The organism is Vibrio coralliilyticus ATCC BAA-450, from assembly GCF_000176135.1.
GTDB classification, from domain to species: domain Bacteria; phylum Pseudomonadota; class Gammaproteobacteria; order Enterobacterales; family Vibrionaceae; genus Vibrio; species Vibrio coralliilyticus.
Map to the genome: position 1 here is coordinate 14038 of NZ_ACZN01000019.1, position 15366 is coordinate 29403.

10 protein-coding genes are annotated in these 15366 nt (G+C 47.0%); 5 read left to right on the forward strand and 5 right to left on the reverse strand.

Going from position 1 to position 15366, the window contains the following annotated elements; all coding sequences use genetic code 11:
• Nucleotides 1-96 precede the first annotated feature (96 nt).
• Nucleotides 97-2970, forward strand: a complete 2874-nt coding sequence (locus VIC_RS24600; protein ID WP_006963124.1) for a valine--tRNA ligase — start codon at nucleotides 97-99, stop codon at nucleotides 2968-2970.
• Nucleotides 2971-3031: 61 nt separating this feature from the next.
• Here the strand turns inward: VIC_RS24600 and VIC_RS24605 are convergent, their stop codons facing one another.
• Nucleotides 3032-4024, reverse strand: a complete 993-nt coding sequence (locus tag VIC_RS24605; protein WP_006963125.1) for a M48 family metallopeptidase — start codon at nucleotides 4022-4024, stop codon at nucleotides 3032-3034.
• Entirely contained in the window at nucleotides 4024-5199 is a 1176-nt protein-coding gene (locus VIC_RS24610; RefSeq protein WP_006963126.1) for a YjgN family protein, read from the reverse strand. The genes VIC_RS24605 and VIC_RS24610 overlap by 1 nt, the downstream gene beginning before the upstream one ends.
• Before the next feature lie 297 nt (nucleotides 5200-5496).
• Between VIC_RS24610 and VIC_RS24615 the strand changes: the two genes are divergently transcribed.
• Nucleotides 5497-6234 (forward strand): substrate-binding periplasmic protein, encoded by a 738-nt coding sequence (locus tag VIC_RS24615; protein ID WP_006963127.1) that lies wholly within the window; start codon nucleotides 5497-5499, stop codon nucleotides 6232-6234.
• On the opposite strand, the gene VIC_RS24620 is transcribed toward VIC_RS24615, so the two are convergent.
• Nucleotides 6231-7193, reverse strand: a complete 963-nt coding sequence (locus tag VIC_RS24620) for a D-2-hydroxyacid dehydrogenase (RefSeq protein ID WP_006963128.1) — start codon at nucleotides 7191-7193, stop codon at nucleotides 6231-6233. The two genes, VIC_RS24615 and VIC_RS24620, sit on opposite strands and share 4 nt — an antisense overlap.
• A gap of 29 nt (nucleotides 7194-7222) precedes the next feature.
• Complete coding sequence (locus VIC_RS24625) at nucleotides 7223-7960, reverse strand: pseudouridine synthase (RefSeq protein WP_006963129.1); 738 nt, start codon at nucleotides 7958-7960, stop codon at nucleotides 7223-7225.
• Nucleotides 7961-8147: 187 nt separating this feature from the next.
• Between VIC_RS24625 and VIC_RS24630 the strand changes: the two genes are divergently transcribed.
• Nucleotides 8148-9419, forward strand: a complete 1272-nt coding sequence (locus VIC_RS24630) for an NRAMP family divalent metal transporter (protein ID WP_006963130.1) — start codon at nucleotides 8148-8150, stop codon at nucleotides 9417-9419.
• A 62-nt stretch (nucleotides 9420-9481) separates the two neighbouring features.
• Here the strand turns inward: VIC_RS24630 and rapA are convergent, their stop codons facing one another.
• On the reverse strand, nucleotides 9482-12391 hold the full coding sequence (rapA, locus tag VIC_RS24635) for an RNA polymerase-associated protein RapA (RefSeq protein ID WP_006963131.1): 2910 nt from the start codon (nucleotides 12389-12391) through the stop codon (nucleotides 9482-9484).
• Nucleotides 12392-12864: 473 nt separating this feature from the next.
• Here rapA and VIC_RS24640 point away from each other — a divergent pair, with 473 nt between their 5' ends.
• Together VIC_RS24640 and VIC_RS24645 are read left to right on the forward strand one after the other, a co-directional pair.
• Entirely contained in the window at nucleotides 12865-14241 is a 1377-nt protein-coding gene (locus tag VIC_RS24640) for a PhoH family protein (protein WP_006963132.1), read from the forward strand.
• A gap of 118 nt (nucleotides 14242-14359) precedes the next feature.
• The gene (locus tag VIC_RS24645; RefSeq protein WP_006963133.1) at nucleotides 14360-15364 is read left to right on the forward strand and encodes an ornithine carbamoyltransferase; all 1005 of its coding nucleotides are present in this window, start codon (nucleotides 14360-14362) and stop codon (nucleotides 15362-15364) included.
• Nucleotides 15365-15366: the final 2 nt, after the last annotated feature.

Consider the following 15366-nt stretch of genomic DNA (forward strand, 5'->3'; position numbering starts at 1 on the left):
TGGTCAATCCTTATAGCTAAGCTCTCCTTCTAGAGAGTTCACTTATAAAGATTGACTTAGAATTAAACCAGACCTATCTGCAGAATATCTATAGCTATGGAAAAGACATACAACCCAACTTCAATTGAACAAGCGTTATACCAAGCTTGGGAAGAGAAAGGCTACTTTAAGCCACACGGTGACACGACGAAAGAATCATACAGCATCATGATCCCGCCACCGAACGTCACTGGTAGCCTACACATGGGCCACGCGTTCCAAGATACAATCATGGATACTCTGATCCGTGCTGAACGTATGAAGGGCAAAAACACCCTTTGGCAGGTAGGTACTGACCACGCTGGTATCGCTACTCAGATGGTTGTTGAGCGTAAAATCGCAGCAGAAGAAGGCAAAACCAAACATGACTACGGTCGTGATGCCTTCATCGACAAGATCTGGGAATGGAAAAACGAATCTGGTGGCACAATCACTAAGCAGCTTCGTCGCCTTGGTGCATCAGTAGACTGGGACCGTGAGCGCTTCACGATGGACGATGGCCTATCTAACGCGGTTCAAGAAGTATTCGTTCGCCTGTATGAAGAAGACCTGATCTACCGTGGTAAGCGTCTAGTAAACTGGGATCCTAAACTGCACACTGCAATTTCTGATCTTGAAGTTGAAAACAAAGACAAAAAAGGCCACATGTGGCACTTCCGCTACCCGCTAGCGGATGGCGTTAAAACAGCTGAAGGTAAAGACTACATTGTTGTTGCGACAACTCGTCCGGAAACCATGCTTGGTGATACGGGTGTTGCTGTAAACCCAGAAGATCCACGTTACAAAGATCTGATCGGCAAAGAAATTCTTCTTCCTGTAGTTGATCGTCGCATCCCTATTGTGGGTGACGAGCACGCTGATATGGAGAAAGGTACTGGTTGTGTGAAGATCACTCCTGCACACGACTTCAATGACTATGAAGTCGGTAAACGTCACCAGCTACCAATGATCAACATCCTAACTTTCAACGCTGACATTCGTGATGCTGCGGAAGTATTCACCACTAACGGTGAAGCAAGTGATGTGTACTCAACTGAGCTACCAGCGAAATACCACGGCATGGAGCGCTTTGCTGCGCGTAAAGCTATCGTTGCAGAATTTGAAGAGCTAGGCCTTCTAGACGAAATCAAAGATCACGACCTAACCGTTCCTTACGGCGACCGTGGTGGCGTGGTTATCGAACCAATGCTAACTGACCAGTGGTACGTACGTGCTGCACCTCTTGCTGAGCCTGCTGTTAAAGCGGTTGAAGATGGTGAAATCCAGTTCGTGCCTAAGCAGTACGAAAACATGTACTTCTCTTGGATGCGTGACATTCAAGACTGGTGTATCTCTCGTCAGCTTTGGTGGGGTCACCGTATCCCAGCTTGGTACGACAACGACGGCAACGTCTATGTAGGTCGTACTGAAGAAGAAGTACGTACAAACAACAACCTTGCACCTGTTGTAGTTCTTCGCCAAGACGACGACGTACTTGATACATGGTTCTCTTCTGCGCTATGGACGTTCGGTACTCAAGGCTGGCCAGAGCAAACTGAAGACCTGAAGACCTTCCACCCTTCAGATGTGCTAGTAACGGGCTTCGACATCATCTTCTTCTGGGTTGCGCGTATGATCATGATGACCATGCACTTCAACAAAGATGAAAACGGTAAGTCACAAGTACCGTTCAAGACAGTTTACGTAACGGGTCTAATCCGTGACGAAAACGGCGACAAGATGTCTAAGTCTAAAGGTAACGTTCTTGACCCTATCGACATGATCGATGGTATCGACCTTGAGTCTCTAGTAGAGAAGCGTTGTGGCAACATGATGCAGCCTCAGCTAGCGAAGAAGATCGAGAAGAACACACGTAAGACTTTCGAAAACGGTATCGAACCATACGGTACTGACGCACTGCGTTTCACTCTTGCTGCTATGGCTTCTACTGGCCGTGACATCAACTGGGATATGAAGCGTCTTGAAGGTTACCGTAACTTCTGTAACAAACTATGGAACGCAAGCCGTTACGTACTAATGAATACAGAAGAGCACGATTGTGGCATGTCACTGTCTGCTGAAGAGCGCGCGAGCCTAGAGTTCTCTCTAGCGGACAAATGGATTGAATCTCAGTTTGAGCTGGCTGCAAAAGAGTTTAACGCTCACCTAGACAACTTCCGTCTAGACATGGCAGCAAACACGCTTTACGAATTCATCTGGAACCAATTCTGTGACTGGTACCTAGAGCTAACTAAACCAGTTCTTTGGAAAGGTACAGAAGCTCAGCAACAAGCGACTCGCTACATGCTGATCACTGTGTTAGAGAAGACACTACGTCTTGCTCACCCAGTGCTACCTTACATCACTGAATCTATCTGGCAGAGCGTTAAGCCGCTAGTAGACGGTGTTGAAGGCGACACCATCATGACTCAAGCACTACCTCAGTTTAACCAAGAGAACTTCAACGCTGAAATCGTAGAAGACATCGAATGGGTTAAGACCTTCATCACCGCAATCCGTAACCTACGTGCAGAATACGACATCGCACCTAGCAAAGGTCTGTCGGTAATGGTTAAGGTCGCTGATGAGAAAGATGCGGCTCGTATCGAAGCAAACAAGACAGTACTCAGCTCACTGGCTAAACTAGATGAAATCAAAGTACTGGCTGAAGGTGAAGAGACGCCAGCTTGTGCAACTAAACTGGTTGAGAAGTCTGAGCTGATGATCCCAATGGCAGGTCTGATCGACAAAGATGCTGAGCTTGCTCGTCTTGATGGCGAAATCAAGAAAACGCACGGCGAAATCAAACGTATCGAAGGTAAGCTAGGTAATGAAGGTTTCGTTGCTAAAGCGCCTGAAGCGGTTGTTGCGAAAGAGCGTGAAAAGCTAGAAGGTTACCAAGAAACCTTAATCAAGCTTGAAGAGCAGAAGACAACCATCGCGGCACTGTAAACCAGTACCATAGATAAAGAAAAGGCAGCGAATTCGCTGCCTTTTTTATCTCTGTGATTCGTTATTCGCGTGCGGCCTGGATGCGCAGCTCAAAACCAGGGTGACTACTCATCCATTCTGGCATTTCCAACCTTTCTTGTTGTCTGAACAACTCAAACATCTCTGCCATCGGTTCACTACTGCCGTATATATCCACCATCGCTTGTCGAGCATAAGCGTCAGCTTCCAGTTCAGCGTCACGAGAGTGACCATTGGAAAGGAAGAAAACCCCTAGCCCGGCCAAGTTATCCACCACTCCCGAGCTTTCACCGGTTAACACTGCAACTCCAACTGAAAGTAAACTCGAATGGACTAACCTTTTGATCATATGGCGATGATGAACATGACCTAGCTCGTGAAGGATAATGCTATCGAGCTGTTGTTCATTCTCAGCCAGAGTAACCAAATCGTCGAGTAATACGATTTTCCCACCAGGCAATGCAAATGCATTGGCGCCAAGCTCTGAGGAGCGAAACTCCACCTCAATGGGATAAGGTAACGCTTCCAACTGTGTGACATGCTGAGCCACACGTTGGCGGATCGCTTGCTGCTCTTGCGAACTCAACTCGCTCTCTTGCCAGCTGTTATCAAAGCTTTCGAGCACTTTATCGCCCAGCGCCACAGCAACGTAATCAGGGATAGCATTAGCGACCTTCTCACTGGTCCATGGCAAGACATAAAAGTAGCTACCTAATACCACTCCAATACACACTACCGCTGACAACAACCACGCTAACCAGTTGGTTTCCATCTTATCAATGGTACTGCTTTTGCGATTTCGTTCCAGCCAGTGGCTGACTTCTGCCGTTCTTTCAACCACAAATACCCAGCCATCGGGGAACTTAAAACGCACGGGTAGATTACCAACAGGGACACTAATATCGGCGTATTGCTGATCACAACTGATGATTTTCCCGTCAACACGCAAACTTAATGCATTGGCTTGAGTGACATCCAACTTGGCAGGATGACGCTCCGAGCTGCGTGGCGGAAACGCCACCCCGTCAAATAGCATTAGCTGATTCCGATACCTAGATCAAAGGCCTGTGCCACTTCATCCGATACTGCAGATTTGACATTTGAATCTTGGTCTGTCGCCTTCAGCGCACTCATATCGCCAAACACCACGGTGTTATCAGCAACATAACGGGATGTTCTGACCATAACCCAAGGTCTGGCAATACTTAGCGTCACCACCTGTAGTAAGAAGTTAGAGATCACCAACCAAGTGTACCCTCTCGCAGTCAGTGACGACTTAAAGGTGTATTGACTGTCTGACTCTTGATCCAACTTCGCCCGCAGTTGATCAAAGATGTAATTACGCAATCGCGTTGTGGTGTAGGCTGTCAGGCCGATAGTCAGTGTAATGATGGCTAGGTAAGCCACAATAAACACCGTAACCTGAGATACGCCCATCAACGAGCTGAAGTCCCCATTCTGAAGCGCGGTAAAATCGAAACCGCTAAATACCGTCAAAGACATTGCAATCAAAAGAACAATCGACGCGACAATACCTAAGCCTATCGCTTTTAGATAAGTTTTGAAAAAGAAGCCCGTTTCAAGTTCCGCACTGAACTTCCAATCTCCGTATCGATAGCCATTAGAAAAATACTTATGCGCGCCAGCCACAACCCATGCATACAACACAGCCATGAACACCAAAGACGCAATACCTAATACCGTTGCAGCGACTGCAGAAACACTGGATACCGCCACGACCACACCAATATAGATAGCCATCGCTAGCAAAGCACCTAAACCGCGCCCCATAAGCGCTACATAGGCATCTTTCAATGAAGAGTCAAAAGAGAAATGAACATTGCGGTAACTCGTCTTTGCGGCATCAAAGCGGGCATTGCTCCATAACAACCAAGGTAAAGCAATGTAAAAAACCAGTAATAGAGCCGCGCTCGCTGCTGGGAAAAAGGCGTTCGCCACGGCCCAAATCACTAGTACTGCAACAGCAACTAAACGTCCTTTGAGGATTTGCATCGGCTCAGCATGGTACTCAAAATTATCATTATCGACATAGGTATTACCGTAGAAATAACGTTTGGTTCTGACCTTCGCCCATGCTGAATAGATACCAAAAGTGATGATGGTCAGCAGAACATTGACTATCCAAATACCAAAGAATTCGCCTCCCTTTCCCTTAAACTCAACGGGATTTGTTATATGTTTTTGTTCCATTTATTACATTTCCTGACGTAGTTGACTAAAACACAAGACAAATAATTTCTTACATTTCATTTCCAGCGTCTATGTCTTAATAACAAGAAAATGCAACCAGTTGATGTACATCACAAATAATATGGAGTATTAACACAATAATTTTACATATAGTGGACATCAAAAACATTTGCCCATGAAATATCAATTGCTTATTGATTGAATCTGACCTTGTTTCACTTCGCTTTTGAGCAGTAATGATCCAATTGAGCCTGTCTCTTCTAGAATTACTTAGAGGCCACCAAATAAGGAGCCAAGATGTTGAAGAAATCCTTGTTAGTTATTCCCCTGCTTCAATGCTTGTTTGTCTTGTCAGCCTACGCCGAAAGCACACATCAAACCGTCAAGATCACAGCCGGAGATTGGCCACCGTTTATTGGTCAGAACCTTGAGGGCTATGGTGTCGTCGCACAAACCATTGAACAGGTTTTTGCGTTGCAAGGCTATGAGGTGACTTTCGCTTTTTATCCTTGGGCTAGAGCTTATGAGAAAGCTCAAAGTGGAGAGTATGATGCCACTGCGGTATGGATGTTTGATGAAGATCGGACGGAGCATTTCTATTACAGTGAACCAGTCTCGCAAGAGCAATTTGTCTTCTTTCATCACAAAGACTTAGCGTTTGATTGGTCTAAGATAGACGATCTCAAGGGATACAAGATGGGTGGAGGGTTAGGTTACAGCTATGGGGAAGCTTTGGATGCCTTAATCGATGCAAAAGAGGTCAGCATAAGCCGAGTCAACAACCCTAGCCAGAATCTGCTGCGCCTTAATCATAAACGTATCCAAATCTATCCAGAAGAACGTCAAATCGGCATGTATCATCTGAGCCAGCAACCAGAAGAGATTCGAAATAACATTACCTATCACCCGAAACCCTTTCTTAATAACGACGGTTTCGTGATGTTCTCCAAACAAAGCCCTAGAGGAAAAGAGCTATTAGAGATCTTTAACCAAGGGCTTATCAAGTGGCACCAACAACAATCTAAAGGCCACTAAACGACACGGTTTTGTTCCTGCCCTTGATGAAAGGCAGTGATGTTATCCATCAGGATGTTCGCTAATTTCTGAATCGATGAGTCACTGCCCCACGCAACATGTGGAGTCAGGAGCAAATTAGGCAGATTCATATTAGCGAGCAACGGGTTGCTGTCGTCCGCTGGCTCTTGGCTAAATACATCGACACCAGCACCAGCAATCGTGCCTCGTTTTAAGGCCTCAACCAGAGCCGCTTCATCAACCAACCCACCTCGACCAGTATTGATCAGCACACTGCCAGGCTTCATTTGAGCCAGTTCATGACGCCCAATCAAGTTATGAGTCTGTTCATTCAACGGACAATGTAGCGTCAAGACATCAGCCATCATCAACACCTGCTCAAATGGCAGGTAACCTTTTCGGCAATGATGCGCACCTTTATGTTCTGCATAAATGACTTGCATACCAATCGCCTTCGCCAGCGCGGCAGTAGCCTGACCCAAAGCTCCAGAGCCGACAACGCCCAGCGTCGAGCCTGCTACGTCACCAATTGGGTGAGTAAAGAAACAAAACTGTTTATTGCGTTGCCATTCCCCTTTGGCAATATCATTGTGGTAGCCCATCAAATTGCGCTTAAGAGCAAATATCATCCCAATCACATGCTCAGGCACCGATTGAGTGGCGTAGCCCTGCACGTTTGTGACAGCTATGTTTTGCTCACGGCAGTAATCAATGTCGATGTTGTTGAAGCCAGTAGCCGAGACAGCGATCAGCTTGAGATCCGGTAGTTGGCGCAACACTGCCGCATCTAATACGACTTTATTCGTGATGACGATATGAGCGTTTTTCAGCCGTTCTACCACCAGCTCAGGGCTGGTGAAATCATATTCAATCCATTGGTGATCAAAAGGAAGGTGAGGTAATTCGATATGAGTTGGGATCGTCGCACGATCCAAGAACACAACATTAGGCAGCGACATGGTTTCTCCTTTCGCTGCCTATAATGAAATCATGGACGCGGCAGCGTTTTATAGTCCGGCAATTCTCGCACAGGATCGAAATAGTTAAAGATCAACGCCTCCGCTTCAGGATAGAAATCACAAGGAACAAAAATACTGCGTAGACGTTCATCTTGAGGATGGTAAAAACTCAATTCAGCCGCATGCAGTTCAAGACGGCTTGAGAATTCAAAGGCTTCTCCCTGTGAATAGAACTCATCTCCGACAATCGGATGTCCTAAAGCCTGCATATGCACACGTAGCTGATGTGAACGCCCAGTTATAGGCAGTAGCCTGACGATGGTGGTCTGCTCTTCCCGCTTCGCCACCTCAAATAAGGTTTTTGATGGCTTACCCTGTTCAAAACAGACTTTCTGCTTCGGCCGATTTGGCCAATCACAAATCAGTGGAAGATCCACTTCTCCCTCTTGTTGTTCAACGCGTCCCCATACACGAGCATAGTAGACCTTATGCGTGAGGCGAAACTGAAACTGTTTTTTTAACGCCGATTCTGTGGGCTTGTTCTTGGCAAACAGCATCAAACCTGAAGTTGACATATCAAGACGATGAACCGGTTGGATGTCAGGATAGATGTCTTTCAAGCGGCTCCACATGCTGTCGTAATGCTCTTCAGCCCTGCCTGGCACAGACAAAAGACCCGACGGCTTATTCACCACAAGGATGCCTTCATCTTCAAATACTCGCTCAATCCATGGCTCGGTGGGAGGATGGTATTGCTGCATAGCCATAAAACATCTCAATCAGATTTATAACTCAGCCAGTATATCAGAGTCATGCCTGTGACAGCGTTTCCACATCCTAGTATGTTTTAGCTTTTTTCATGTAAATAATATTTAACGCCTTGGTTGCATATGATATTCATACCCGCCATTGACAAGACACAATCACTAACAACAAAAACATCAAGGAACACAAATGGAAACGATCTCCGCTTCAGAGAGCCAACCCAAATACTCTCTGTCACAACTCGTCCGTTCGCTAGGCCCAGGGATCATGATGGCCGCTGCCGCGGTAGGGGGCTCCCATCTGGTGGCTTCAACAAAAGCCGGGGCGATTTACGGATGGCAGCTAGCCGCACTCATTTTGTTAGTTAACTTTTTTAAATATCCATTTTTCCGCGCCAGTATCCAATACACAATGGGAACCGGAGAAAGTCTGGTCGAAGGTTATGCAAAGCTTGGCCGACCTTACCTATGGCTGTTTGTCGCACTCAGCGTTATTTCCGGTATCGTCAATACAGCCGCCTTACTGCTCTTCAGTGCTAGCTTGCTGGGTTACTTCATTCCCTTCGACCTCTCGACCACAAGCTTGTGCTTAATCATCTTAGCCACCTGTTTAACAATTCTATTTGCAGGTCACTACAAAGCCCTCGACTCCTTATCCAAAATCATTATGGCGGTACTGACCATTGCAACCCTGACTGCGGTCGCTATTGCCGCAGGTAACCCTGTCGAAGCGGTTCCTGCTTTTGAAGCGCCCTCACCTTGGTCCATTGCCGCTATCGGCTTTATTGTTGTAACCATGGGTTGGATGCCAGCACCGATTGAAATTTCCAGCCTGACATCAATGTGGCTTAAAAGTCAGCAACGCCACCAGAAGGTAACGGCTCGTTCTGCTTTGTTTGATTTCAATGTGGGCTACATCGGTACGGCGATTCTGGCGATTGTCTTCCTTGCATTAGGCACTTTGGTCTTACACGGCAGCAATATTGAATTATCTCAATCGGGTGTGGGCTTTTCGCATCAGCTGGTTGGGCTCTACGCGTCAACTATTGGCGAATGGTCACGTTACCTAATTGCAGCCGTTGCGTTCTTCTGTATTTTTGGCAGTACGATTACGGTGATTGATGGCTACGCTCGAGTGATTTCAGAATCTCAACGCCTACTGCGTAAGCAAAAAGAAATGAAGCCTAAAGTGACTCAGGGTTGGATGTTACTTATCTCCGCAGCAGCACTGTCGATCATCGTATTCTGGGCAGCGGCACTACTGCCGATGCTTGATTTTGCGATGATTTTGGCCTTTATGACCACACCGTTTTTTGCACTGCTTAACTATATTCTGGTTTCAAAATCTAAGTTGCCAGAACCTTTGGCGCTCAGTAATAAACTGAAATGGCTTTCTATCACTGGCCTTGTCTACCTGTTTGGTTTCTTGGCGGTATTTGTGTGGTGGAAGTGGCTGATGTAGTCAAATAGCGACCAACAAAAAAGGCCTTCAAATGAAGGCCTTTTACTGCAAGTTGCGTAAAATCAGTTGTGGGACACAACAATCATACGCAGCGAGTCCAACTGGTACTGAGCTTGAGCAATGTAGCCATTCAGCTCTTTAATCTGCGCTTCAATCGCTGCAAGCTCTTCATCACGGATGTTTGGGTTAACCGCTTTCAATGCTTGCAGTCGTTCCAGCTCCGCATTCAAGCTCGCCTGCATTTCTTGTTGTGCTTCAGCACGTACAGCTTCGACTTTTTCGACAATCAGCGCTTCACCTGCGGTGATCATTTGATGGACCTGAGCCTGAACTGACGACACCAGTTTGGTCGCCATATGACGGCCTACCGGGCTAAGCTGGCGGTTAAAACTTTCAAACTCAACCTGCTGAGATAAGTCACTGCCTTTGCTATCCAGCATCAGACGGATTGGTGTTGTCGGCAGGAAACGGCTGATGCCACTGCGTTTTGGCGCCTGAGCATCGACTTTATACACTAGCTCAAGCAGCATGGTACCTACTGGCAATGCTTTGTTCTTCAGTAAAGAAACCGCGGTTGCACCGACGCCTTCACTCATCAGTAAGTCAATACCACCCTGAATCATCGGGTGCTCCCAACTAATGAAGTTCATGTCTTCGCGAGACAACGCCGTTTCACGATCAAAAGTAATCGTCGCGCCTTCATAAGGCAGACCAGGATAACTTGGCACCATCATGTGTTCAGATGGCGTCACTACCAAGGCATTTTCCCCTTTGTCGTCCTGATTAAGGCCAATGGTATCAAACAGACTCAACGCAAAGGTCACCAGATTGGTATCACCATCGGTTGCCGCAATCTTATCGACTATCTGCTGCGCTTTTTCGCCACCATTGGAATGCATTTCCAGTAAACGGTCACGCCCTTGCTCAAGTTGAGACTTAAGCTCTTTGTTCATCGCAGCAGACTCGCTGATAACATCATCGAGTTCGGTCACGTCACCTGAAGCCAGCATTTCAATCAAACGATCAGAGAACTTGTCATACACCGCGCGACCTGTCGGGCAAGTTTCAGCAAAAGCATTTAGACCTTCATCGAACCAACGCGCCAGAATCGCCTGTGAAGTTTGCTCCAGATAAGGAACGTGAATATCAATATCACGACTCTGACCAATACGGTCCAGACGACCAATACGCTGCTCAAGTAAGTCAGGGTTGAACGGCAAATCGAACATCACCAGTTGGTTTGCAAACTGGAAGTTACGACCTTCTGAACCTATTTCACTACAGATAAGGACCTGAGCGCCACCCTCTTCCTGCGCAAAGTAAGCGGCCGCTTTATCACGCTCCAGTATCGACATACCTTCGTGGAACACGGTGGCACGGATACCTTCACGCTCACGCAGCGCCTGCTCTAGCTGTAGCGCTGTGCTAGCACGAGAAGCAATAACCAGGATCTTGTCACTGCGCTTTTGTTTAATCTTCTCAATCAGCCAATTGACACGTGAATCAAACTGCCACCAGCTAGCATCATCCCCTTCAAACTCTTGGAAGATTTCTTCTGGATATAGATTTTTCAGCGCACGTGCTTCAGGGCTGATTTTGCCACCAATCATGCCCGATACACGCATAGACGTCGTGTACTGCTGAGGGATCGGCATTGGCAATAGGTTCACGTTGCGAACCGGGAAGCCTTTGATCGCTGCACGAGTGTTACGGAACAGCACGCGTCCTGTACCATGACGGTCCATCAGGTTGTCGATCAGTTCCTGACGAGCTGCGGCTTTGGCATCTTCTTCGCTATCGCTTTCAATAATGCGGAACAGAGGCTCAACATCCTGCTCGGACAACAACTCAGTAATCTGATTTTTAGCGTTATTCTCAAGCTGTTGACCAGAGAACAGCGCACTCACCGAGTCCGCTACTGGCGCGTATTGCTCTTCTTCTTCAACAAACGCTTGGTAGTCATAGAAGCGGTCTGAATCCAACAAACGCAGACGGGCAAAGTGACTCTCACGTCCTAGTTGCTCTGGGGTTGCGGTCAGAAGAAGTACCCCTGGAGTGCGCTCTGCCAGCCCCTCAATCACCTGATATTCACGGCTTGGCTGCTCTGGGCTCCATTCTAGATGGTGCGCTTCATCGACAACCAACAGATCCCACTCACCTTCAAGTGCTTGCTCGAAACGCTTACGACTCTTACGTAAGAAATCCAGTGAACACAGTACATATTGCTGGGTATCAAACGGGTTATCTGAATCAGCAAACGCCTCAATACAGCGCTCTTCATCAAAAATCGAAAAATGCAGATTGAAGCGGCGCATCATCTCCACTAACCATTGATGCTGCAACGTTTCCGGTACCACAATCAAGATACGCTCCGCTCGGCCAGCTAACACCTGCTGGTGGATGATCATCCCAGCTTCAATGGTTTTGCCTAGACCTACTTCATCGGCTAACAAAACGCGAGGCGCATGACGACGACCGACTTCATGAGCAATGTATAGCTGGTGAGGAATCAAACCAGCACGCATACCACAAAGGCCGCGCATCGGGCTCTTATGCTGTTCATATTGGTTCATCAATGCACGATAACGGAGCACAAAGTTGTCCATGCGATCAATCTGACCGGCGAACAATTTATCTTGCGGCTTGTTAAAACGGATTTGGTTACTGAGCATAATTTCGCGCAGCATCACCTCTTGCTCTCCGCTGTCTTCGCGGGTACCGATGTAGGCAAATAGACCTTGGTCCTCGACCACTTGCTCAATCTTAAGTGACCAACCTTGCTGACTGTCAACGACATCACCAGCGTTAAAGGTTACTCGGGTAACAGGCGCATCATTACGAGCGTACACTCGGTTCTCTTCTGAAGCTGCAAACATAAGTGTCACAGTGCGAGCATCCAGTGCTACTACAGTCCCTAAACCTAAATCGCTTTCTGTATCGCTAATCCAGCGCTGGCCCAAAGCAAATGTCATGAATCGACTACCTCATCTGTTTAATTCAAAAATGGGTCTATTTATCTTAGTTGTTCTTGCGTGACTTGAAAGGCAACTGACGGGGAAGTGAATGGTCAGCAGTCACGCCAAAAAGGTCGCTCATATTACTCGAAGCTGTGATATTGGTCACGCACAAACACCTCAAAAAACAACAAATTTTTCTCTATCTTTTGCATGACATCAAAGTGTAAGAAAAGAGTGGCAAATCTAAAAAAGAGAGTTGGAAATCTGACTTATACTCACAAATGAGAATGCAGGCGACGGTGTCAATTTTTCGACTGGCACGAGAGATGCATTATTTCGGATGACGATCAACACGGGTTTGTAGCATATCAGCTAACCGACAGCGATCTCTGAGCGACTTAGCGACATGCTGCAAGCAACCGCAGGTAGGCCATCATCACAAGCGATTGTGAATGGCAAACAAGCCGCATCACGGCAAGGAGACGCTTATGGGTGACACGGATCGGAAACTTTTTGTCCTAGACACCAACATCCTTCTTCATGAACCTTTAGCCATCTATTCCTTTCAAGAACACGACGTGGTCATTCCTATGACCGTCCTCGAAGAACTCGACCGAATCAAAGACAGCAAACGCGACGTTGCCCGCGATGCCCGAGTGGCCATCCGCGCAATGGAAGCCATGTTCAAAGACGCCACACCAGATGAAATCTCTGAAGGCATTCCGATTAACCGCGATAAAGAAAACACCGGACATATCTCTATTCTCGCCGATTTTGAGCTGCAAGAAACCGTTAAGGCTTTTGCAGACAAAGCAGGTGATAATCGCATTCTTAATGCGGTGCTTTATCTGCAAAACAAACGTGCACCACGTGAAGTGGTTCTGATCACCAAAGATATTAATATGCGCTTGCGTGCCAAAGGCGCTGGCGTTCGCTTTGTTGAAGATTACCGAACTGACCAATTGATTGATGACGTTCAGTACCTAACTAAAGGCTTCCAACAAATCGAAGGCGACTTCTGGAGTAATATCGAAGAAGTCGAAAGTAAGAACCTTGGCGGTCACACGTTCCACACTCTAGACCGAGAACCTTTTGAGCCGACGTACATCAATCAGTATGTTATTGATGAAGAAAGTGACTTTGCAGGGCGAGTGGAAGAAATAACCCCGGAAAAAGTGACACTCAAAGATCTCAGCCGCGAGCGTATGATGCATCGCCGAGCGTGGGACATCACGCCGAAGAACATTTATCAAGGCATGGCGTTAGATGCCTTACTCGATCCTGATATTGATTTGGTGATTCTCACCGGGGCTGCGGGCAGTGGTAAAACGCTACTTGCTATGGCGTCCGCTTTGGAGCAAACCATTGAACACGGTATGTTTGACAAGATCATCGTCACACGTAATACGCCAGATATCGGCGAATCGATTGGCTTCTTGCCCGGCAGTGAGGAGGAAAAAATGCTGCCTTGGTTAGCGGCGGTAACGGACACACTGGAAGCGCTGCATAAGCACGACCACTGTACGGAAGGCTCACTGAAGTACATCTGCGATAAAGCCAATATACAGTTTAAGTCGATCAACTTTATGCGTGGCCGCTCAATCCAAAACGCATTTGTGTTGCTGGATGAGTGTCAGAACCTGACCGCTTCGCAAATCAAAACCATTATCACACGCTGTGGTGAAGGTACCAAGATAGTCTGCTCGGGTAACCTGGCGCAGATTGACTCACACTACCTCACCCCTGTTACATCAGGATTGACCTACATGGTTGAACGCTTCAAGAACTTCGAAGGCAGCGCTAATGTCCACCTAAATGGCGTCGTGCGCAGTCGTCTGGCCGAGTTTGCCGAAGAGAATTTATAGTCATAAAAAGCGGGATATTATTTATATCCCGCCATATTTTTAAAATAATTATTCACAAACATCACATAACTATGTTTAACTAGTCCTATTAAAATAATGAGCAATGAAGGACTGAAGCATGGCTTTCAATCTACGTAACCGAAATTTCCTTAAGCTTCTCGATTTCACCCCAAAAGAGATCCAGTTTTTACTCGATCTATCTGCGGATCTTAAGAAGGCAAAATACGCGGGCACAGAACAGAAAAAGCTCGTAGGCAAAAACATCGCCCTGATCTTTGAAAAAGCCTCGACTCGTACCCGATGCGCGTTTGAAGTCGCAGCCTTCGACCAAGGCGCACAGGTGTCTTACATCGGCCCATCCGGTTCACAGATCGGTCATAAAGAGTCGATGAAGGACACCGCGCGAGTATTAGGCAGAATGTATGACGGCATTGAATATCGAGGGTTCGGCCAAGAGATCGTAGAAGAGCTGGGGCAATACGCTGGTGTACCCGTGTGGAACGGTTTGACCGACGAATTTCACCCCACTCAAATACTGGCCGATTTTCTCACCATGCTTGAACATGGTCGCGGTAAGCTGCTCCATGAAATCAAGTTTGCTTACTTAGGCGATGCACGCAACAACATGGGTAACTCTCTATTGGTGGGGGCTGCCAAAATGGGCATGGACATTCGTTTAGTCGCCCCTAAAGCTTTCTGGCCAGAAGAGGAACTGGTGGCAAACTGCCAACTGATTGCTCTGCAAACCGGGGCAAAAATCACGCTGACTGAAAGCGTTGATGAAGGCGTTAAAGATTGCGACTTCCTTTATACTGACGTGTGGGTTTCGATGGGCGAAGCTCCAGAAGCTTGGGATGAGCGAGTTGCACAAATGAAGCCTTATCAAGTCAATATGGACACCCTAGATAAAACCGGTAACCCGCAAGTCAAGTTCATGCATTGCTTACCGGCATTTCATAATGATGAAACCACCATAGGCAAGGAAGTAGCAGACAAATACGGTATGAATGGGCTTGAAGTCACCGAGGAAGTGTTCGAATCTGACCACTCGATTGTGTTTGATGAAGCAGAGAACCGCATGCACACGATTAAAGCTGTGATGGTCGCAACACTCGGTTCATAACA